This window comes from Pseudomonas sp. PA-6-3C, assembly GCF_021605825.1.
Lineage (GTDB): Bacteria > Pseudomonadota > Gammaproteobacteria > Pseudomonadales > Pseudomonadaceae > Aquipseudomonas > Aquipseudomonas edaphica.
In genome coordinates this window covers 1-20818 of sequence record NZ_WKDV01000002.1, presented here as the reverse complement: position 1 = coordinate 20818, position 20818 = coordinate 1, and the positions used below count along the sequence as shown (strand labels likewise).

The window sequence follows — 20818 nt, the reverse complement described above, 5'->3', positions numbered from 1 at the left end:
TCATGGTAGGGTTGGGTATTGATCTGAGGGGGTTCTTCTATGGCACGCCGTCTACCGCCGCTTTATGCCTTGCGCGCCTTTGAAGCCGCCTCCCGGCACAACTCATTTACCCGTGCGGCGGATGAGCTTTCCATCACGCAAAGTGCTGTCAGCCGGCATATCCGTACGCTCGAAGAGCACTTCGCCTGCCGCCTGTTCCAGCGCAGTGGCCGCAACCTGCAGCTCACCGAAGCGGCGCGCCTGCTGTTGCCCGGCGTGCGCGAAGGCTTCGCGGCGCTGGAACGCGCCTGCCACACCCTGAACGCCGAAGACGACATCCTGCGCATGAAGGCGCCATCGACCCTGACCATGCGCTGGTTGCTGGCGCGGCTCAGTCGCTTTCGCGCCTTGCAGCCTGGCAATGAAGTGCAACTGACCAGTGCATGGATGAGCGTGGATGAAGTGGACTTCAACCAGGAACCCTTCGACTGCGCTGTATTACTGAGCTACGGGCACTTTCCTGCGGACTGGGAGGCCTGTTACCTGTTCCCCGAGTTGCTGATTCCGGTGGGTGCGCCCAACCTGCTCAATGACGGGCCGTGGGACGTCCCACGACTGGCAAGCGCCGAGCTGCTGCACCCCACACCCGACCGCCGTGACTGGCGCAATTGGCTGGAGCGCATGGGGTTGTCGTCCCAGGTGTCGCTCAAGGGTGGGCAGGTGTTCGATACCTTGGAGTTGGGCATGATCGCCGCCGCGCGGGGTTACGGCGTGTCCATGGGCGATTTGCTGATGGTGGCCGAAGATGTGGCCCAGGGCCGTTTGAGCCTGCCGTGGCCGACGGCGGTGGCCAGTGGGGAAAATTACTACCTGGTGTGGCCGAAAACCCGTCCCGGTGGTGAGCGTTTGCGGCGATTGGCGGAGTTTCTTCAAGGCGAAGTCAATGCCATGGAATTGCCCCAGGTCGAACGCCTTGCCTAGCGCTTCGGTGCAATCGTTTGCGCGGTACCCCTGTAAATCGCTCAAGTATTGTCTGCGCTTGCCGAATAAGGTGTGCTGGAACCTTTATTTTCCAGCGTTTCCCACCAGATAATTTGCCGAGCTGCGCTAAGAGATCAGGATGATCCTGGCCTCGGCCAGGAGCTGTCATGTCTCAACCTCGCGCTCGGATCGCCTCCCAGTTAGGCCTCGCCTTGGCCGTTATTTTGGCGGTCGTCATCAGCGGCAGTACTGTTTTTGCCCTGCGTTCCTTGGATTCGGCCAACCTCGACACCCGCGAGGAACACCTGGCCAGCGAGGCACGCTTGCTGGCCGATCAACTCAACACCTTCCACAGCACCTTGCGCGAAAGTACTCAGCGATTGAGCGGGCTGTTTGAAAAGCGCTTTGGCGCCGGGTTGAGTGTGCGCGCTGACCAGCAAGTCGCCGTGGCCGGTGTGCAGACCCCGAGCCTGCTGTTGGGCGATGAGGTGTTGAACAACAACTTCGCGGAGGTGGACGAGTTCAAGCAGATGTCCGGCGGCGTGGCCACTGTGTTTGTGCGCAGTGGCGAAGACTTCATTCGCATCAGTACCTCCCTGACCAAACAAGATGGCAATCGGGCCATCGGGACTGTGCTGGATCACCAGCATCCGGCCTACCAGCGCCTGTTGGCCGGGCAGAATTACATCGGGCGGGCGGTGTTGTTCGATCGCGCCTACATGACCCAGTACAGCCCCGTGCGCGATGCCGCCGGCAAGGTGATCGCCGTGTTGTTTATCGGCTTTGATTACACCGATGAGCAGAAGGCCCAGTTCGACAACCTCAAGCGCTTCCGTATCGGCCAGACTGGCTCACTTGCCTTGCTGGACGAACAGAAGCACTGGCTGGTGCCACCGGCGGGTGTGCAGGCGCTGGATCAGGCGGTTCCGGTGATGCTTGATCTGGCCAAGAACCCAGGCAAAGGCCGCTTCTGGAGCGACAAGGACGAAGACTTCTACAGCGTTGCGGTGCCGTTTGAAGGCGGGCCGTGGTCGGTGGTGGCGAGCATGCCGAAGTCCGAAATACGTGCAGTCACATGGGCGGTCGGCATTCGCCTGGTGATCGGCAGCGTACTGGCGATGTTGCTGGCAGTAGGCGCAGCGGTGTGGTTGCTGCGCAGCAAATTGCAGCCTTTGAGCGACTTGGTGCGCCAGGCCGAAGCCTTGGGCGCTGGCGATTTGAGCGCACGCTTGAATGTGTCCAGCCATGATGAAATCGGCCAGTTGGCGAGCAGCTTCAACCAGATGGGTGAGGCGCTTTCGACCATGGTCTCGCATATTCGCAAAGCGGCAGAAGAGGTCAACAGCCGGGCTCAGGCGTTGTCCGGCCTGTCGGGTGGGGCCTATGAGGGCATGGAGCAGCAGTCCGGCGAAATCACCAGCATGGCCGGCGCAGTGGAAGAGTTCAGCGCCACCTCGCTGAACATCGCCGACAACATGGGCAATACCGAGCGATTGGCCCAGGAAAACGCCCAGCAGACGCGTATTGGCCGCACCTCGATGCAAGAGGCGTCGTCGTCGCTGGAGCATATCGCCACTGCCCTCAACAGCACGGCCACGGTGATCAACACCTTGGGCCAGCGCTCCCAGGAAATTGGCGGAATCGTCGGCGTGATCACCTCGATTGCCGAGCAAACCAACCTGCTGGCGCTCAACGCCGCCATCGAGGCGGCGCGGGCCGGTGAACAAGGCCGGGGCTTTGCGGTGGTTGCCGACGAGGTGCGTAACCTGGCCTCGCGTACGCGCCAGGCCACCGACGAAATCTCGGTGATGATCCAAAGCATCCAGCAGGAAACCGGCAACGCCATCAGCACCATGGAGCACGGCAACGTGTTGATGCAGGAAGGCCTGTCGCGCAACGCCGACGTGGCCTCGGCCCTGGCGCGCATCGACGAGCAAAGCCGTTCGGCAGGCCAGCAATTTGCTGCCATTACCACCGCGACCCAGGAGCAGAGCAGCACGGCCAACGTGCTGAGCAGCAACTTGCAAAGCATCGCATTGGCTAACAGCGAACAGCGCGAAGTGGTGTCGAACCTGGCCATTACCGCCAAGGAACTGGAAACCCTGGCGGCAGGCTTGCGGCAGGAGGTCGACCGTTTTCGTTAAGGCTTAATGCTCGCCCAGGCCTGGGTCCACGCGCTTGCCGATATCCTTGAGGCGCGCCAGTTGGTCGACCATCCCAGGCGCCTCGTCCATGCTGGTGACGAAGGTCCACAGGTAGGTCATGACCGCGTAGATGTGGCCGGCCTTGACCGCCGGCGACAAAGCCAGCTGGCTGATCGCGACCACAAACAGCAGGGCTGCCAGCGTGCCGAGAAACAGGTACGCGGCGGCCTCGCGGTCGGACAGCCAGATGCGCAGGCGTGACAGCACGTGGTAGTGGCGACGCAAGGTCGGTGCGCCGACTTTTTCCACCAGGCCGATTTCTTTCTCCAGGCGATCATTCAGGCGCTCATGCAGTTCCTGGTTGCGCTGGGCAAAGCGTGGCAGCAGCGTCACGCATAAGAGCAGGGCGGCCAGGCACGCCAGGCCGACCCAAGGCTCAATCACGATCAGCATCACCGCCGCGCCAATAATCGAGACCAGCGCCGTGGCGATAATCGGCACGTGCTTTTCAAAGAAGTCGACGAATTCGCGCGCAAGCACCACCCGTGCGGCGGATTTTGAGGTGCTGTGGTTCTGCAGGCGCTGGTTAAGAATCACCGGCACCGCAAGGTCGGCGTAGATTCGCGTAAAGGTGCGCGTATCCAGCGCCCGTCGCGCCGCGCCGACCACCCAGAACGCCATCACCACCAACGCATAGAACAATGCGCTGGTGGCATCGCCACGGATAATCGAGTCCACCGCAAACCCGGCAAACAACGGGTAGGCCAACAGCAGCGCATTCTCCAGCGCCACCAGTGACAGTGTGCAGAACAGCTTGCCGGGGTATGCCTTGGCGATCGCCTTGAGCGTTTGGCCGGCGGATTGCTGGCCGATTTTCTTGCTTTCTTCAATCAGGATTTGCGGGGTCACGGATGACATGGGTGCACCAAAGGAGTGATAGACGCTATTATTGAGCGACTGCTCAAGTATCCTTGAGCGATCGCTCAAAAAGCAAGCGCCGCTTATCTACCGGCGCCCAAAGGAATTGCCCATGTCGCGTATCGACCGTAAAGACCAGATCATCGCCGCTGCCCTGGAGCTGTTTCGCAGCAAGGGCTTTGCCGATGTGTCCACCCGCGACCTGGCCGAGCATGCCGGCTTGTCGCGCAGCCACGTCTATCACTACTTCAGCGACTGGAACGAACTGCGTCGCGAAGCCTTTGTGCGCTTTGCCAATGAGCAATTGGATGAAGTGCGCGAGCCCTTGGCAGATGCTCCGCCACTTGAGGCGCTGGTGGGTTTTTTAGGTGATTGCCTGCCGAGCACCGCTGATGCCGGCTGGGCGTTGTGGCTGGATGCCTGGGACGAAGCCATGCACGACCCGCAAATGGCCCAGGCGTATCTGGTGATCAACGCGCAGTGGCAAGGCATGCTGGCTGAGGTGATTGAGCGAGGCGTGGCTGAGGGGATTTTTCGCTGCGACTCGCCGCAACGCGCGGCCCGGCAAATCTTCGCGTTGGCGATGGGGTATGCCGATGACCTGATGCTCAAGCCGTCTGTGGAATCGGCCGAGGCGGTACTGGATGAGGTCATGGAAGTGGCGCAGCTGCTGTTGGGTTTCTCCGCATAAGGGCTCGGTATTTACACCATTTCACTGTGGCGAGCGGGCTTGCCCCGCGTTGGGCTGCGCTGCGGCCCCGGCTCTACCGGTTGAATCGTATTGGCCGGATCAGGAGCGCTTCGCACTCCAACGCGGGGCAAGCCCGCTCGCCACAAAAGCCCACATGCCACAGAATTTGCGTTCATTAAGCGCTAGCCGACTGCCGCAGGCCGGTACTGCAAGGCCTCCTGCAAATGATGCCGGGCAATGTTTTCAACCCGCTCAAGGTCCGCCAGGGTGCGCGCTACCTTGAGCAGCCGGTGGGCTGCGCGCAGGGACAAGGTCAGTCGCTCGCAGGCGCCTTCCAGCCAGCCTTCATCGGCTTTTGCCAGTGTGCAGTGCTCGCGTAACCCCGGCAGATTCAGAAAGGCATTGGCGCAGCCCTGGCGCTTTTGCTGGCGTTCTCGAGCCTCTGCCACCTGCGCCGAAGCCGTCGCCGTATTATCGCCAGTGTGTTGGGTCGGGTTCAGCGCAGTGGTCTCCCGTGCCACGGTCAGGTGCAAGTCGATCCGGTCCAGCAACGGCCCTGAGAGCTTGTTGCGATAACGCTGAATCTGCTCCGGCGTACACCGACAGCGCCCGCTGGGCTCACCCAAATAGCCGCAAGGGCAGGGGTTCATGGCGGCCACCAATTGAAAACGTGCCGGAAAACTCACTCGGTCACGGGCGCGGGAGATCACGATATGCCCGGATTCGAGCGGCTCGCGCAGCACTTCCAGCACCTTGCGATCAAACTCCGGCAGCTCATCCAGAAACAGCACGCCATGATGGGCCAGGGTAATTTCCCCCGGCTGCGGTTTTGACCCGCCGCCCACCAGCGCCGGCCCCGACGCTGAATGGTGCGGTTGACGAAACGGACGGTGCGGCCAATGGCTCAACGGCGCCAGGCTGACCACCGACTGAATGGCCGCCACTTCCAGGGCTTCCTGCTCACTCAAGGGCGGCAGCAAACCAGGCAGGCGGCTGGCGAGCAAGGTCTTGCCGGTGCCGGGCGGCCCGCTGAACAGCAGGTTGTGCGCGCCGGCCGCCGCGATCAGCAGCGCGCGCTTGGCGGCCAGTTGGCCTTGCACCTCACTCAGGTCCGGGTAGGGCTTGTTCAGGTACAGCAAACCGTCGGACTTATACGGCTCAATCGGCACCAGCCCATTCAGGTGCGCCACCACTTGCAGCAGGTGGTCCACTGCAATCACCTTCAACCCCGACGCCAGGCACGCCTCCTCGGCATTTGCCCGCGGCACTATCACGGTGCGCCCGGCCTTGCGTGCGGCCAGCGCGGCCGGCAGCACACCTTTGACCGCCCGCACCTCACCGGACAGGGCCAATTCCCCCAGGCATTCCACGTCGTCGAGCATCAATGCCGGCACCTGCACGCTGGCGGCCAGGATGCCCAAGGCAATCGCCAAATCAAAACGCCCACCATCCTTGGGCAGGTCGGCGGGCGCCAGGTTGAGGGTGATACGGCGGGCCGGGTATTGCAGCGCACAGTTGAGGATGGCGCTGCGCACGCGGTCCTTGCTTTCCTTGACGGCGGTTTCCGGCAGGCCCACCAAGGTAAGCGATGGAAGACCATTGGCCATATGCACTTCGACGGTAACGGCGGGGGCTTCTACGCCAATTTGGGCACGGCTGTGGACGATGGCGAGGGACATGCTCGTTCCTTGAGTGGGAGGCCGCTTCCTGCGGGTTTTTCAAGGGTAGACGAGGTGAGATGCTTTCGAGGGCGGGAGGTTTTACTGAACGTATCCAAAGAGCGACGCAGAACACCGTGGGAGCTGGCTTGCCTGCGATAGCGCCAGTGAATTCAACACCGCTATCGCAGGCAAGCCAGCTCCCACAGTGGCCGGGTTTATTCAGCAGCGGGTGGCGTCAACCGCGCTTCCAGCTCCGCAACCTTCGCTTCCAGACTCTCCAACCGCGCACGCGTGCGGGCCAGTACGACCATCTGGCTGTCAAATTCTTCCCGGCTCACCAGGTCAAGCTTGCTGAAGCCGCTTTGCAGCAGCGCCTTGAACTGGCTTTCGATTTCGTTGCGGGGCAGCGGGGTTTCGCCGCTGAACAGGCGAGAGGCGTGGCCGCTCAGGGCGTCGAGGAGGTCTTTGGGCGCGAGCATGGGAAATATTCCGGAAAACTGTTGGCCGGCAGTGTATCACGCAGCGTCTATAGTCCTTTCACGGCCGCGAGCGCACGCTTTTCGCGCAGAGGGCTGGGCGGCTACGCACTGTTTTTGTGCGCATTGCAGCCGCCAATACGCCCCGCAGGTGGGCATAAGTGGGCAAAGGACTGATTTCAGTGGTTTTTACGGAGCTGGCAAGGTTTCTGCTTAGACGATCATGACCCATGCACTGATGCAGTCGCTGTGACGAATGCAGTGCGCCGACGGATCAGGGGTACAGGTTTCGTCACCAGTGGTTCGCTGGCGTCGCAACGGCAAATGCCGAGGCGACGACGCGTTACAAAGCCAGGCACTGCGCTTAGACTTGAGACGGGTTTGTTTTCCTGGGGCAAGTCCACCAATTCGGGAGAGAGTTTTCATGAAGCTAGTCACTGCCATCATCAAGCCGTTCAAGTTGGACGATGTACGCGAGTCACTGTCCGAGATCGGCGTGCAGGGCATTACCGTTACTGAGGTCAAAGGCTTCGGTCGGCAGAAGGGTCACACCGAGCTGTATCGCGGCGCGGAATACGTGGTCGATTTCCTGCCAAAGGTGAAGATTGATGTCGCCATTGACGACAAGGATCTTGACCGGGTTATCGAGGCGATAACCAAGGCGGCCAACACCGGCAAGATCGGTGACGGCAAGATCTTCGTGGTCAATCTGGAACAGGCTATTCGCATCCGTACCGGCGAAACCGATACCGACGCAATCTAAGCCGCCAAACCCCCAACGCCCCAGGAGAAAACAATATGACTCTGCGTAAATTCGCAGGGCTAGGAGCCCTGTTGTCCCTCGTAATGCCGGCCCTGGCATTGGCGGCGGACCCAGCCCCTGCTCCAGTCCTCAATTCCGGCGACACGGCGTGGATGCTCACATCCACCGCGCTGGTACTGTTCATGACCATTCCGGGCCTGGCGCTGTTCTACGGCGGCATGGTGCGCTCCAAAAATATTCTTTCCGTGATGATGCAGTGCTTCGCCATCACCGGCCTGATCACCATCCTGTGGTTCGTTTACGGCTACAGCATGGCGTTCGACACCACCGGTATGGAAGCAGGCGTCGTCAACCTCAACTCGTTCGTGGGCGGCCTGTCCAAACTGTTCCTGTCGGGTGTAACCCCGGCGAGCATCACCGGCCCTGCGGCGCTGTTCCCTGAGGCGGTGTTTGTCACCTTCCAGATGACCTTTGCCATCATTACCCCTGCGCTGATCGTCGGTGCATTCGCCGAGCGTATGAAGTTCTCCGCGATGCTGATCTTCATGGGCGTCTGGTTCACCCTGGTCTATGCGCCGATTGCCCACATGGTGTGGGGCGGTCCGGGCTCGTTGCTGGGCGACTGGGGCGTGCTGGACTTCGCCGGCGGCACCGTGGTGCACATCAACGCCGGTGTGGCTGGCCTGGTGGCGTGCCTGGTACTTGGCAAGCGTAAAGGCTTCCCGACCACCCCGATGGCACCGCATAACCTGGGTTACACCCTGGTCGGTGCAGCCATGCTGTGGGTTGGCTGGTTCGGCTTCAACGCAGGTTCTGCTGCGGCGGCCAACGGTACTGCCGGTATGGCGATGCTGGTCACTCAGATCGCTACCGCTGCTGCGGCACTGGGCTGGATGTTCGCCGAGTGGGTCACCCACGGTAAGCCAAGCGCACTGGGCATTGCCTCGGGCGTAGTAGCCGGTCTGGTTGCAATCACTCCGGCTGCCGGCACTGTTGGCCCGATGGGCGCTCTGGTCATCGGCCTGGCAGCGGGCGTGGTGTGCTTCTTCTGCGCCACCACCCTGAAACGCAAACTGGGCTACGACGACTCCCTGGACGCCTTCGGTGTGCACGGTATCGGCGGTATCCTCGGCGCGATCCTAACCGGCGTGTTCGCAGCGCCTTCGCTGGGCGGCTTCAACGCGGCTACCACTGATATCGCGGCGCAAGTCTGGATCCAGTGCAAAGGCGTGGGCTTCACCGTGATCTACACGGCCATCGTGACTTTCATCATCCTCAAGGTGCTGGACATGGTGATGGGCCTGCGGGTGACCGACGAAGAAGAGGCGGTGGGCCTCGATCTGGCGCAACATAACGAGCGCGGCTACAACTTGTAAGTACGCGAAAAAAAGATGCCCGGCTTGCCGGGCATTTTTTTGTCTGGTGTTTGTCTGTGGCTAAAGGCGGATGGGTTTTTTGCCGAGTTTGTGATGGGATCCACACGGCACTTTTGAGGATGCGAAAGTCTTACATGCATGTAGGCGTATTCGACACTTTGTTTTTTCCCAGACCGCGCTAGAATGCGCGCCGATGGGCGGAGAACTGTATGTGGCAACAGACCCTGATTACCCTGCGGGCCAAGCCCCGGGGCTTTCACCTGGTAACGGATGAGTTGCTTGCCGGCCTGCCTGAATTGAAGGCGTGCCGCGTAGGCCTGTTGCATTTGTGGCTGCAGCACACCTCGGCCTCGTTGACCATCAACGAGAATGCCGACCCGGCGGTTCGCCGTGACTTCGAGCGTTTCTTCAACTCGCTGGTGCCGCAAGGGCGTGCAGGGTTCGAACATAACGACGAAGGTCCGGATGATCTGCCGGCGCACTTCAAGGCCAGTCTGCTGGGCTGCCAGTTGAGTTTGCCGGTCAAGGCCGGCCGCTTGGCGATAGGGACTTGGCAAGGTGTTTATCTGGGCGAGCACCGTGATCATGGCGGTGCTCGTAAAGTCCTCGCCACCTTGCACGGTGATGGGGCATAAGCCACTGGTTATCCAGTGGATGTGATTTTTTTCCGGCGACCTCGACAGAGGGTGAAGCTGGGCTATAACTAATCTGCTTTTCGCAAGTCATGAGGTAGAACATGAGCGACGATGATCTGGAAAACGACGACCTTGAAGTAGGCGACGACGACGAGGCTGAAGAAGGTCTTGAAGCGGCAGCTGAAGACGTTGCTGACGACGACGGTGGCGATGATGCACCCGCCCCGGCAGCCAAAGGCAAAGCCAAGGCCGCTGTCTCGGTAGACGAACTGCCGAGCGTTGAAGCCAAGAACAAAGAGCGCGATGCGCTGGCCCGTGCGATGGAAGAATTCCTCGCTAAAGGCGGCAAAGTGCAGGAAGTCGAGGCCAACGTGGTGGCAGACCCACCGAAGAAGCCGGATAACAAGTACGGCAGCCGACCTATCTGAGGTCAGCAGACTGCTTGTAAGAAAAAGCCCGCCGTCGCTGCGGGCTTTTTCATGCCTGAAACAAATTCTTAAAATTCATTGCATAGCCCTGTGGGAGCTGGCTTGCCTGCGATAGCGGTGGGTCAGACAGACCGCTATCGCAGGCAAGCCAGCTCCCACTTTGAATCTTCAGTGTGACTGCCAGCTGCGCAGCAGCCCCGGCAACTCTGTCAGGCTACGAATCTCTGCATCCGGCTGCTTATCCGCTTCCCACGCCTTGCCCGTCGGGTTGAACCACACCGCGCGAAGCCCGGCCTGCTGCGCACCGGCGATGTCATCGCCAGGATGATCGCCAATATGCACGGCCTGATTTGCATCCACGCCACCGCGCTGCAAGGCTTCCTGAAACAGCCGCGCATCCGGCTTGGCAATGCCGATATCCTCGGCGCGCAGGGCAAAGTGGAAGTAATCCGCCAGCCCCACGCGTTGCACATCGGCATTGCCGTTGGTGATCACGCCCAGCAGGAAGTGCTGGCGCAGCGCCTTTAGCATGGGCTCCGCTTCCGGGAACGGAGTGAGCTGGTGACGGGCGTGAATAAACGCCTCGTAGCACACATCCGCCATCTGCGTGGCCTCAGGCTGTGGGTAACCCGCCTCTTCAAACGCGTGCATCAGGACCTTATGACGCAGGATGCTGATGCGATATTTAAGCTCTGGATGGCGCTCCAACACCTGCTGGCGAAGGCTGGCGAAATGTTCCAGGGGCAAGTCGCCAACCTTGGAGGCGTTAAGTGCCAGCCATTCGCGCATCGACGCCTCGGCGTTGATGATGACGGGTACGTTGTCCCAGAGCGTGTCGTCCAGGTCGAAGGTGATCAGCTTGATACTCATGAGTCGCCGCCCTTGATGCGTTTGGCCCGTGGATGGGCGCTGTCGTATACCGTCGCCAGGTGCTGGAAGTCGAGGTGGGTATAGATCTGCGTGGTCTTGATATCGGAGTGGCCGAGCAGCTCCTGCACGGCGCGCAGGTCCTGGGACGACTCCAGCATATGGCTGGCAAAAGAATGTCGCAGCATGTGAGGGTGCAGGTTTTGCCCCAGCTCGCGTTCGCCGGCAGCCTTGACCCGCACCTGAATCGCCCGTGGCCCCAGGCGTCGGCCTTGCTGGCTGACAAACACCGCATCGTCGGCCGGGTTGGTCAACAGGCGCAGCGGCAACCACAGCTGCAAGGCTTCGCGGGCCTTCCTGCCCACCGGCAGCACACGGGTCTTGCTGCCCTTGCCGAGCACTTGTACCAGGCCGTCCGCCAGGTCCAACTGATCCAGGTTCAGGCCGGTCAGCTCCGACAAACGCAGGCCCGAGGAATAAAACAGCTCAAGAATCGCCTGGTCACGATGGGCCAGGAAGTCATCCTCAACGGCGCCGTCCAGCAGTTGCAGGGCGCGGTCGGTGTCGAGGGTCTTGGGCAGGCGCCGTTCGCCCTTGGGCGGCGACAGGCCGTTGGCCGGGTCGTGGTCGCACAGGCCTTCACGGTTGAGGTAGTGATAGAGGCCGCGTACCGCTGAGAGCAGGCGTGACAGGCTGCGCGAAGACTGGCCCGCCTGGTGCAGGCGCGCGATCAGGCTGCGCAGGCTCTGGATATCCAGCGCCTTCCAGCTGGTGATCTGTTGTTTTTCGCAGTACGCCAGGACCTTGTTCAGGTCCCGTCGATAGGCTTCCAGGGTGTGAGGCGACACCTGGCGCTCGTTGCGCAGGTGAGCGCAATAAGCGTCCAGTTGCCGTTCCATGGCTAGCGCACCGCGCGCAGGGTGGTGGTGTGGCGGGGCAAGACGCGGCCCAGCACTTCGGCGATGTAGGTCAAGAACAGCGTGCCCACCGAGCTTTTGTAGTGCGCAGGGTCACGGCTGGCAATCGCCAGCACGCCGTGCAAGCCCTGATGGCTGAGGGCGACCACGGCGGTGGAACCGATCTGCTTGCGCTGTTCGGCGCCAAACAGGAAATCCAGCTCGTGTTCACGCAAGGTGCCGCTGATGGTCTTGCCTTCCGAGAGCAGGCCGCCGATTGCGGTTTGCGCGTCGCTGCCGCTGACCCAACGGCCCACCGGCATCGGGTTGTCGCTGAACAAAATCAGGCTGACAAACGGCACCTGAAAGTCCTGGCGCAGGCTGTCTTCCACGGCGATGACCGTTTCTTCCAGGCTGTTGGCGTCCATCAGGGTCAGTATCAGGCGGCGGGTCTTGTCGAACAAGCGGTCGTTGTCGCGGGCCACATCCATCAGGTGTGAAAGCCGATGGCGCATTTCGATATTGCGCTCGCGCAGGATCTTCATCTGCCGCTCCACCAGCGACACGGTATCGCCACGCTGGTGGGGGATGCGCAGGGCGGGCAGCAGTTCTTCGTGTTCGACGAAGAAGTCCGGATTAGCCTCAAGGTACGCCGCGACAGCAGCGGCCTCCAGACTTTCGCTTGGGGTTGCTTGGGCGGGTACTTGAGGCTTATCGGTCATTAGCTTGGCTCACTCATAGACGGACCTGTCCTTCGTATACACGCGAGGCCGGCCCGGTCATCATCACCGGGTGGCCAGGCCCTGCCCACTCGATGGACAAACGCCCACCCGGCAGGTCGATCAATAGGGGCGAATCCATCCACCCCTGGCTGATCGCGGCGACGGCTGCGGCGCAAGCACCGGTGCCGCACGCCTGGGTTTCGCCGGCGCCGCGTTCCCACACACGCAGCTGCGCGCGGGTACGGTCGATCACCTGCAAAAAGCCCACATTGACCCGCGCCGGAAAGCGCGGGTGATGCTCGATCTTCGGCCCCAGCTCATGCACCGGGGCGTTGTTGATGTCGTTGACCCGCAGTACGGCATGGGGGTTGCCCATGGAGACGGCAGCGATGTCGACGATTTTGCCTTCTACATCCAGCGCGTAACTGGCGGCCTGCTCGGTGGCCTGAAACGGAATATCCGCTGGCACCAGGCGTGGCGCGCCCATGTTGACGCTGATCTGGCCGTCGCTGCGAATGTCCAGCTCGATCACGCCGCTTTTGGTCTCGACACGAATCTGGCGCTTGGCAGTCAGGCGTTTGTCCAGCACAAAGCGCGCAAAGCAGCGCGCACCGTTGCCGCACTGTTCCACTTCGGAGCCGTCGGAGTTGAAGATCCGGTAACGGAAATCCACCTCCGGGTTGCTCGGCGCCTCGACGATCAGCAACTGGTCGAAACCGATGCCGGTGTGCCGGTCGCCCCACTGTTTGGCGTGCTTAGGCAGGATGTGCGCGTGCTGGCTGACCAGGTCCAGGACCATAAAATCATTACCCAGCCCGTGCATCTTGGTAAAACGCAGCAGCATGGCTTACTCCGGCAGCAGGCTTTCGCCAGCAAACAACTCGGCTACCGTCTCGCGGCGACGCACTTCAAACGCTTGATCACCGTCCACCAGCACCTCGGCGGCACGGCCGCGGGTGTTGTAGTTGGAACTCATGACAAACCCGTAGGCACCGGCCGAATGCACGGCCAGCAGGTCACCTTCTTCCAGGGCCAACTGACGATCCTTGGCCAGGAAGTCGCCGGTTTCGCAGATCGGGCCGACGATATCGTAGGCGCGGCCTTCGCCCTCGCGCGGGGTTACGGCAGTGACGTCCATCCACGCCTGGTACAGCGCCGGGCGAATCAGGTCGTTCATTGCTGCATCGACAATGGCGAAATCCTTGTGCTCTGTGTGCTTGAGGTACTCGACCTGGGTCAGCAGCACGCTGGCGTTGGCAACGATATAACGGCCCGGCTCGAACATCAGGGTCAGGCCGAGGCCTTCGGTGCGCTCACGCACAGCCTTGATGTAATCGGCGATCAGCGGCGGCTCTTCATCGCGATAACGCACACCCACACCACCACCGAGGTCGATGTGTTGCAGGTAGATGCCGCACTCGCCAAGGCGATCGGTCAGCGCCAGCAGGCGATCAAGGGCGTCCAGGAACGGCGGCAGGGTGGTCAGTTGCGAGCCGATATGGCAGTCGACACCCAGCACTTCCAGGTTCGGCAGCTGTGCGGCACGGATGTACACGTCTTCGGCGTCGGCAATGGCGATGCCGAACTTGTTCTCTTTGAGACCGGTGGAGATATACGGGTGCGTGCCGGCATCGACGTCCGGGTTGACGCGCAGGGAGATCGGCGCGCGAACGCCCATCTCGGCGGCGACCACTTGCAGGCGCTCCAGCTCGTCGGTGGATTCGACGTTGAAGCAATGCACGCCCACTTCGAGCGCGCGGCGCATGTCTTCGCGGCTTTTGCCGACGCCCGAGAAGACGATCTTGTCAGCCTTGCCGCCGGCAGCCAGAACACGTTCCAGCTCGCCACGGGAAACGATGTCAAAACCAGCGCCAAGACGCGCCAGGACATTCAGTACACCCAGGTTGGAGTTGGCCTTGACCGCGTAGCACACCCTGTGTGGAACGCCTTCCAGTGGGTCGGTGAACGAGCGGTATTGGGCTTCGATGTGCGCACGCGAGTACACATAGGTCGGGGTGCCAAACTGCTCGGCAATCGCGGACAGCGCCACGCCTTCCGCGAACAGCTCGCCGTCCCGGTAGTTAAAAGCGTCCATGATGTTCCCTTAGTAAGTGTCGTGCTTATGCGCTTTCGCAGCTTTCTGCGACGACTGTGCCTGGTCGTTCGGGTCTTTGCTGTCATCGGGCAGGTACAGCGGGCCTTTTTGACCACAGGCACTAACGAGGCAAGCGACCGCGACGAGCGCAGCAAGGGAAGAGATCAGGCGCTTCATGGCGAAATCCTTGAATATGCATTAATTGCGCCCGAGTATACCGACCACCCGGCAGCTTGCCTATGCGCCGTAATACCCGTCCGGCGGGGGTTTGCCGAGCATGTCGCGATTCGGCCTACGCTAAATGAGGATATTTCACGCGGCTGCGGGTAATGAAATCGGTATCCTTTGCAATCATCATGGCGCGTCCGTATCGTGCGCCGCTTGAGCGTGACCAGACACTTTTCGAGGTTCCCACAATGAGTTTGACCGAAGCCCGTTTTCACGACCTGGTGGATTCGACCCAGCAGGCGCTGGAAGATATTTTCGACGACAGCGGCCTGGATGTGGACCTGGAGAACTCGGCTGGCGTGCTGACCGTTAAGTTTGAAAACGGCACCCAACTGATCTTCAGCCGTCAGGAGCCGCTGCGTCAGCTATGGCTGGCGGCGCGTTCGGGTGGTTTTCACTTCGACTACAACGAAGAAGACAAAAACTGGCAGTGCGATACCAGCGATGAGCTGTTAAGCGAAATGCTCGCACGCCTGGTCCAGGAACAAGCCGGCGCTGAGCTGGACTTCGACGAGATCTGATCGTGACCCAGCCTGCACCTGTACGCCCACCCAAGCCGCTGTTCAGCAATGTCAGCCCGGCAGTGCCGTCACCTTGTATCAGTTTGTGTCGCCTGGACGAGCAAAAAGTCTGTCTCGGCTGCTACCGGCACGTGGAAGACATCCGTGAATGGCGCTCCGCCGACGATGCCCGGCGCCGGGTGATCTGCGCCGAGGCCGAACAGCGCAGGGCGCGCGCCTGAGGCCGTCTTGTTTATTTGTGACGCTGTGGTAGTGTCCGGGTACGCCTCAACTCATCGAGGCCCGTGAGAACCCCGCCTTTTCCTGGCGGGGTTTTGCTTTTTTGTGCAGAAAAAAGGAGTCTGCCTGAATCATGACCGCACCTTCCATCATTCTTACCCGTCTTGACGTGCAGCGTCTGGAGCAATTGATCGACCGCTTGGGCGACGACTCTCCCGGCGCCGAAGCGTTGCAAGCCGAACTCGACCGCGCCGAAGACGTGGTTGGCCACGATGAAGTGCCTGCGGGTGTCGTGACCATGAACTCCAGCGTGCATTGCCGTGAGCAAGGCAGCGGCAAGGACTACCACCTGACCCTGGTGTACCCGAAGCACGCGAACGCCGATGAAGGCAAAATTTCGATCATGGCTCCGGTAGGCAGCGCCTTGCTTGGCCTGCAAGTGGGCCAGCACATCGACTGGCCGGCGCCGGGCGGCAAAACCCTCAAGCTTGAATTGCTCAGCGTCGAAGGCCAGCCCAAAGATGGCGGCGCCTTCCCTCTCTAAATCTGGCTCAGCGCCGCATTCAGCGACAACTCCAGCTCGGCCTTGTAACGCAGATACAAGTTGCTCGGGCTTTGCACATCACCGAGCAGGCCGGACAGGTCCAGGTCGGTGATGTAGCAGCGGTAAAGCTCGGTCTCCCGGCGTTGCCCGACGATTTCCTGGGCGACCACGGCAAACAGTTGGTCGCCGAACTCCAACTCCGAAAACTCCCGTTGATTGCAATACAGCGTGATGCCGACCTGGCCGGGTGCGGCCTTGCCGATAATCGCCTGCACGTCATAAAACGGCTTGTTGGCCGGGTTTTGCGGCACCGGCCGAGGCTCGATGCCGCGGGCGCGGTGGCTGCCTGACGGCAACAGTTGGTAATACAAAATCTGCACTTCACCCAGCGGCTGTTGCGTGTCCAGCGGTGCCAGCGCTTCGCGGCGATAGATGATTGACTGCAGGAATCGCTGCAGTGGCGCCAGCAGGCTTTGCTCATCATGAAACGGCAAGCGTTGCTGCCACAGCGCATTGAACTCATCCAGCACATACAGCTCGGCGAAGCCTTCATTGACCCGGTAGAACACCTGCACACAATCAGCCACGCCCATGGGCAGCAGCAGGGCCAGGTCGTGGTCTTCCAGCGCCATGGCGTCCAGGTGCAGCGGGCTGTAGCTGGCCAGTTCTTCGCTGAGGTAGGCGATCAGCGCATCCTGGGTCAGCAGTGGCACGTGAGTGGCCTGGCCCGGCGTCAGTTCCATCACGTGATAGTGCTGCTGCACCTGCAGGAGGTAGCGGTGATTGGACTGGCTCAGCAGCAGGTTCTGCACGGTGTCGAAAATTTCTTCCACCCGCTGGGCAATGAATTGCGCACGGTTGTGGCAGAAGCAGCGCACCCGCAGGCGTGGCAGGTGGTTCGGCGGCAGTTGGTTGAGGTAGTCGCGCAGGCAGTCGAGCAGTGCATGGGGGCCGTCGTAGCGGCTGACCAATACCTCGTTCCAACTGTTGAGCGTGACCTGATCCAGGGTCAGCACCAGGTTGTCGCGCACACCGGCGTAACTCAGGGAGTCAGTGCGCTCGGTGGTCATCAGGATATTCAAGTCGCGGTGATGCTTGAGCGGGTCGACGCCGACGTTGATCAGCAACAGCACCTCTTCCGGTACCGCCGAGCGCAACAGGCGGTCTTCATCAACGCTGGCCAGGGGCAGGGCGATGGTCTGTTGCAGGCAGCCCAGCAGGTTGAACAGCTCGAATTCCGTCATGTCGCTGACGCCTGGGTGCAAGGCCAGGCGCGTGCTGCTGTCGATCACGCCGTTGCGATGGCACCAGGTGAGCATTTCCAACAGGTCGCGGCTGCGCTTGATCGGCGCGAAGTGCTCCCATTCCAGCGCCGTGAGGTTGCCGTTGTACAAGCCCCAGTGGTGCTGGCCGGGCTCTTTGCGGTTGGGCGATTGCACCAGGGTCAGGGTGTCTTCGGCCAGGTCCGGGGCGATGCCGGGGTTGATGAACTCGACCTTGCCGGCTTTACGCTCAAACGCGGCATACAGGCGCCGACCCAGCACATTGAGGTCGCGCTTGTTGATCAGGCTGACGGTCTGCTCGGTGCGAGCGAACTGGGTGAGAAAGCGGTAGCTGTAATTGAGTTCGCTGACCAATGCGCGGCGCTCGGAAGCCACCTGGCGCACTTTCCACTGGCTGCGGCTGTCCAGCAAGGCCAGTTGGCGCTGGTCCCAACCCCATTCATGGGCCAGGCGTTCCAGCAACAGCCGCTGCCAGCTGGTGCTGCGTTGGCCGGCGCTGAGCTTGCGATTGACCTTCAGGTACAGCGCGCGGCGTACCAGCTCCAGGCGATCGGGTTCATTGCGCGCCCTGAGGTATTCCTCGATGCGACGGTAGACCACGATGTACGGGTCCAGCTCGTCCAGGTCCATCTGGTTGGCAAACACCGCACGTTTGAAGCGCAGGCTCAGGCAGTGCACGTTCGGGTGTTCGCTGGCGTACACCTCGGTCAGCAGCAGCTTGAGCACCGATTTGTAAGGCGACTCGATGCCCTTGAACAGTTGCCACAACCCCGCGCCGATAAATTCGCCCGGCGGGATGTGCGCCAGGTGGCCGAGGTCGAGGGTTTCATCGGCGCGGATAAAACGTTTGGAGATCAGCGCGTGGGTGAACTCGGCGTAACGGGTTTCTTCATAGACCGGCACCAGCCACCAGATGGGCGTGCGCCCGGCGAGCCAGATGGCGGTGCGGTAGAACTCATCCAACAACAGGTAATGCTGGGTGGTGCCGCAATCGTCAGAGCTCAGTTGCGTATCGCGCTCGCCTGAAACAAAGCGCGTCGGCTCGATCAGGAAGAAATGCGCCTCGGCGCCCATGGTCAAGGCCCAGGCTTCCAGCAACTGGCACTTTTTGCGCAGCTCGGCCAGTTCGTTCTCGCCAAGGTCCGGAGCGTGGCAGACCCACACGTCCATGTCGCTCTGGTCCGCCTGGGCCAGGGTGCCGAGGCTGCCCATCAGGAACAGGCCATGGATCGGCCGCGGCGGGTTGCCATGGCGCGGCTTATAGGAGAACGAGCGGGTCAGGCGCTGGGCTTCGGTGAGGGCCTGGGCGTCGGGTTCGAAATTCGACAAGCCTGCCGGCGTGCTGCTCGAGACGTAGCCGGGCAACAGCGGGTGGTTGACGTGAAAAAACAACGGCAGCAGGGTCAGCACGTTTTGTTGGCGCGGCGTCAGCCCTTCGACGGCGCGGGCCATGCGGCCTGCATTGAGGGCCATGAAGCGCGCACGCAACTGGGCCAGCACCTTGCGGTCGATGCCTTCGTCCAAGTCGGGGCGGATTTCATGGGTGCGGGTCATTTCTGGGTCGTTGGCTCGCAGAGCCCGACGTGGGCGGCCGTGTAGGAGTTTACAGCCAGAAGCGTAGGAGGTTTAGATGATATGTGGCTTTTTGGCGTCAGAATTTTGTGCGGCCCACAGCAACGCCCTCGGAATCCGCAGCAGGCGGACCCCATGGGCGACAGTAAGGTGTCAGGCAGCTTCTTTGGTAGTGGCGGTAGTCAGGATAGTCAGCAGGGTTTGCGCTTGCTCGGCAGCGTCGCGGCCGAGGCTGGTCAGGTAGCCCCCATCCGGCTGGTCGATCAGGCCTTTGGCATGAAGGCGTTTGGCAGCGGCGATGGCAGTAGGCGCGGCGGTCTGGTGGACTTTCAGACCTTCCTTGGTGCTGTCCAAGGGGAAGAGTACAAGGATTTCCAGTTCGGCAACCAACTCAGGGGTATACGACATAAGGACTCCAGACTTTCTAAAATTTATTAGAGGCTAGCAGGCCATAAGGTGAACGCACTTTGCCGAACTGTCCAGCGTGTTGCTGCGTGCCCGGACTATTCCTTTTCCGGCGGCAACTCAGGCAGCGCCCGCAGTGCTGTTTCGTACCATTCGGTATTGAATGCGCGATCCTCGTCCAGCATCGCGTCGATCTCGAAAGCCAGCACGTGAGCCATGAGATTCAGGATCTCTTCACGCTCATAACCCACCAGGGTCAGTTTGTTGAACGTAGCCTTGGCGGCAGGCGGGTTGTCGCTTTCGATCTGATTTTCGATCGCTTCGATCAGTGTATTTTCGGTGAACTCTTCTTCGTCGCTGTCGATATCGGTCGGCTCGCTCATGGCAGGCTCCTCAAGGAAAGAGCGCCAGTCTACCGCCATTCAGGCAACTGATGCTGCTGGTCAGGCGGCCTGCATGGATCTATAACTCTTGCAGCCAACCCCACACCCGGCCTGGAGGCATTCGCAATGCTCAAGCTTTACGGATTTTCGGTCAGCAACTACTACAACATGGTCAAACTGGCGCTGCTGGAGAAAGGCCTGCCGTTCGAAGAAGTGCCGTTTTACGCAGGCCAAACCCCTGAAGCCCTGGCCGTCAGCCCGCGTGGCAAGGTGCCGGTGCTGGGCGTCAAGCAAGGCTTTATCAACGAAACCAGCGTGATCCTCGAGTACATCGAGCAAACCCAGGAAGGCCCGTCATTGCTACCCGCCGACCCGTATCAGCGCGCCCAGGTGCTGGCGTTGTGCCGGGAGATCGAGCTGTATATCGAGTTGCCCGCCCGCGCGTGTTTTGCCGAGGCGTTCTTTGGTATGCCGGTGCCGGATGCGATCAAGGACAAAACCAAGGCTGAGTTGTTGCTGGGGGTTGGTTCTTTGGGCCGGCACGGCAAGTTCGCGCCGTATGTGGCGGGTGAGAGCTTCACGATTGCCGATCTGTATTTCATGTACAGCGTGAACCTCGCCTGCGCGGTGGGCGAGAAGCTGTTTGGCCTGGATTTGCTGGCGCAGTTGCCGAAGGCCAAGGCCTTGCTGGAGCGCTTGCATGAGATGCCCAACGCCAAGAGGGCGGCGGCGGACAGGGAGGCAGCGATGCCGGCGTTTATGGCGATGATTGCGGCTAAGAAGTAGATATTTGGCGGCAGGGATGACGCTATCGCAGCATAGGTATCTACACAACCGGTTAACACGAGGTCTGTGGCAGGTGGGCTGTTGTGGCGAGCAGGCTTGTCCTGCGTTGGGCTGCGAAGCGGCCCCAGTACAGGCACGGCAATTTTGCTGAAAGTACTCAGCGTCTGTTTTTGGGGCTGCTTCGCAGCCCAACGCAGGACAAGCCTGCTCGCCACAGGAGAAATAGGCTGCTTTTAAAAGTTGTG

General features: G+C 61.1%; 23 protein-coding genes. 11 read left to right on the top strand and 12 right to left on the bottom strand.

The genetic code is table 11. The features are described from left to right. Nucleotides 1-39 precede the first annotated feature (39 nt). Entirely contained in the window at nt 40-960 is a 921-nt protein-coding gene (locus tag GIW48_RS01945; RefSeq protein ID WP_017135874.1) for a LysR substrate-binding domain-containing protein, read from the top strand. Between the two features lie 167 nt (nt 961-1127). Then, nucleotides 1128-3104, top strand: a complete 1977-nt coding sequence (locus tag GIW48_RS01940; RefSeq protein ID WP_170036724.1) for a methyl-accepting chemotaxis protein — start codon at nt 1128-1130, stop codon at nt 3102-3104. A gap of 3 nt (nt 3105-3107) precedes the next feature. On the opposite strand, the gene GIW48_RS01935 is transcribed toward GIW48_RS01940, so the two are convergent. Further along, on the bottom strand, nt 3108-4022 hold the full coding sequence (locus GIW48_RS01935) for an ABC transporter six-transmembrane domain-containing protein (RefSeq protein ID WP_170036726.1): 915 nt from the start codon (nt 4020-4022) through the stop codon (nt 3108-3110). Between the two features lie 112 nt (nt 4023-4134). On the opposite strand from GIW48_RS01935, the gene GIW48_RS01930 reads away from it, so the two are divergent. After that, nucleotides 4135-4713, top strand: a complete 579-nt coding sequence (locus tag GIW48_RS01930; RefSeq protein ID WP_176992493.1) for a TetR/AcrR family transcriptional regulator — start codon at nt 4135-4137, stop codon at nt 4711-4713. A gap of 182 nt (nt 4714-4895) precedes the next feature. Here the strand turns inward: GIW48_RS01930 and GIW48_RS01925 are convergent, their stop codons facing one another. Both GIW48_RS01925 and GIW48_RS01920 read right to left on the bottom strand, forming a co-directional pair. Then, nucleotides 4896-6392, bottom strand: a complete 1497-nt coding sequence (locus tag GIW48_RS01925; RefSeq protein ID WP_236461946.1) for a YifB family Mg chelatase-like AAA ATPase — start codon at nt 6390-6392, stop codon at nt 4896-4898. 197 nt (nt 6393-6589) lie between these two features. Then, nucleotides 6590-6853 (bottom strand): accessory factor UbiK family protein, encoded by a 264-nt coding sequence (locus GIW48_RS01920; protein WP_058421153.1) that lies wholly within the window; start codon nt 6851-6853, stop codon nt 6590-6592. A 421-nt stretch (nt 6854-7274) separates the two neighbouring features. Here GIW48_RS01920 and glnK point away from each other — a divergent pair, with 421 nt between their 5' ends. From glnK to sutA, 4 genes are all read left to right on the top strand, one after another. After that, the gene (gene glnK, locus GIW48_RS01915; RefSeq protein WP_002555808.1) at nt 7275-7613 is read left to right on the top strand and encodes a P-II family nitrogen regulator; all 339 of its coding nucleotides are present in this window, start codon (nt 7275-7277) and stop codon (nt 7611-7613) included. A gap of 35 nt (nt 7614-7648) precedes the next feature. Then, nucleotides 7649-8989 carry an ammonium transporter gene (locus GIW48_RS01910; RefSeq protein WP_017135897.1) on the top strand — a complete coding sequence of 447 codons (1341 nt, stop codon included), beginning with the start codon at nt 7649-7651 and terminating at the stop codon, nt 8987-8989. Nucleotides 8990-9198: 209 nt separating this feature from the next. Then, nucleotides 9199-9624, top strand: a complete 426-nt coding sequence (locus GIW48_RS01905; RefSeq protein WP_056860808.1) for a secondary thiamine-phosphate synthase enzyme YjbQ — start codon at nt 9199-9201, stop codon at nt 9622-9624. 101 nt (nt 9625-9725) lie between these two features. Next, nucleotides 9726-10052, top strand: a complete 327-nt coding sequence (gene sutA / locus GIW48_RS01900; RefSeq protein WP_017135899.1) for a transcriptional regulator SutA — start codon at nt 9726-9728, stop codon at nt 10050-10052. Nucleotides 10053-10220: 168 nt separating this feature from the next. Here the strand turns inward: sutA and GIW48_RS01895 are convergent, their stop codons facing one another. The 6 genes from GIW48_RS01895 to lptM are packed head-to-tail and all read right to left on the bottom strand — an operon-like array spanning nt 10221 to nt 14809. After that, nucleotides 10221-10922 carry an HAD family hydrolase gene (locus GIW48_RS01895; protein WP_176992491.1) on the bottom strand — a complete coding sequence of 234 codons (702 nt, stop codon included), beginning with the start codon at nt 10920-10922 and terminating at the stop codon, nt 10221-10223. Then, nucleotides 10919-11818: a tyrosine recombinase XerC gene (xerC, locus tag GIW48_RS01890; RefSeq protein WP_017134991.1), complete on the bottom strand. Its 900-nt coding sequence runs from the start codon at nt 11816-11818 to the stop codon at nt 10919-10921. The genes GIW48_RS01895 and xerC overlap by 4 nt, the downstream gene beginning before the upstream one ends. Nucleotides 11819-11820: 2 nt before the next feature. After that, a complete protein-coding gene (locus tag GIW48_RS01885) occupies nt 11821-12537 on the bottom strand; it encodes a DUF484 family protein (protein ID WP_056860805.1) in 717 nt (238 codons plus the stop codon). A gap of 13 nt (nt 12538-12550) precedes the next feature. Further along, on the bottom strand, nt 12551-13381 hold the full coding sequence (gene dapF / locus GIW48_RS01880; RefSeq protein ID WP_017134993.1) for a diaminopimelate epimerase: 831 nt from the start codon (nt 13379-13381) through the stop codon (nt 12551-12553). Nucleotides 13382-13384: 3 nt separating this feature from the next. Continuing rightward, on the bottom strand, nt 13385-14632 hold the full coding sequence (gene lysA / locus GIW48_RS01875; protein WP_017134994.1) for a diaminopimelate decarboxylase: 1248 nt from the start codon (nt 14630-14632) through the stop codon (nt 13385-13387). Nucleotides 14633-14641: 9 nt separating this feature from the next. Next, complete coding sequence (gene lptM, locus GIW48_RS01870) at nt 14642-14809, bottom strand: LPS translocon maturation chaperone LptM (protein WP_017134995.1); 168 nt, start codon at nt 14807-14809, stop codon at nt 14642-14644. A 239-nt stretch (nt 14810-15048) separates the two neighbouring features. Here lptM and cyaY point away from each other — a divergent pair, with 239 nt between their 5' ends. From cyaY to rnk, 3 genes are all read left to right on the top strand, one after another. After that, nucleotides 15049-15381 carry an iron donor protein CyaY gene (gene cyaY, locus GIW48_RS01865; protein ID WP_099550435.1) on the top strand — a complete coding sequence of 111 codons (333 nt, stop codon included), beginning with the start codon at nt 15049-15051 and terminating at the stop codon, nt 15379-15381. 2 nt (nt 15382-15383) lie between these two features. Next, nucleotides 15384-15602, top strand: a complete 219-nt coding sequence (locus tag GIW48_RS01860; protein WP_056860802.1) for a DUF1289 domain-containing protein — start codon at nt 15384-15386, stop codon at nt 15600-15602. A 131-nt stretch (nt 15603-15733) separates the two neighbouring features. After that, nucleotides 15734-16144, top strand: coding sequence for a nucleoside diphosphate kinase regulator (gene rnk / locus GIW48_RS01855; RefSeq protein WP_017134998.1), 411 nt, complete (start codon nt 15734-15736; stop codon nt 16142-16144). On the opposite strand, the gene GIW48_RS01850 is transcribed toward rnk, so the two are convergent. From GIW48_RS01850 to GIW48_RS01840, 3 genes are all read right to left on the bottom strand, one after another. Further along, a complete protein-coding gene (locus tag GIW48_RS01850) occupies nt 16141-18981 on the bottom strand; it encodes a class I adenylate cyclase (protein ID WP_236461943.1) in 2841 nt (946 codons plus the stop codon). The two genes, rnk and GIW48_RS01850, sit on opposite strands and share 4 nt — an antisense overlap. 171 nt (nt 18982-19152) lie before the next feature. Continuing rightward, nucleotides 19153-19407 (bottom strand): TIGR02647 family protein, encoded by a 255-nt coding sequence (locus GIW48_RS01845; protein WP_010207442.1) that lies wholly within the window; start codon nt 19405-19407, stop codon nt 19153-19155. 95 nt (nt 19408-19502) lie between these two features. After that, the gene (locus tag GIW48_RS01840; RefSeq protein WP_017135000.1) at nt 19503-19787 is read right to left on the bottom strand and encodes a hypothetical protein; all 285 of its coding nucleotides are present in this window, start codon (nt 19785-19787) and stop codon (nt 19503-19505) included. A 126-nt stretch (nt 19788-19913) separates the two neighbouring features. On the opposite strand from GIW48_RS01840, the gene GIW48_RS01835 reads away from it, so the two are divergent. Continuing rightward, nucleotides 19914-20573 carry a glutathione S-transferase family protein gene (locus GIW48_RS01835; protein WP_236461940.1) on the top strand — a complete coding sequence of 220 codons (660 nt, stop codon included), beginning with the start codon at nt 19914-19916 and terminating at the stop codon, nt 20571-20573. Nucleotides 20574-20818: the final 245 nt, after the last annotated feature.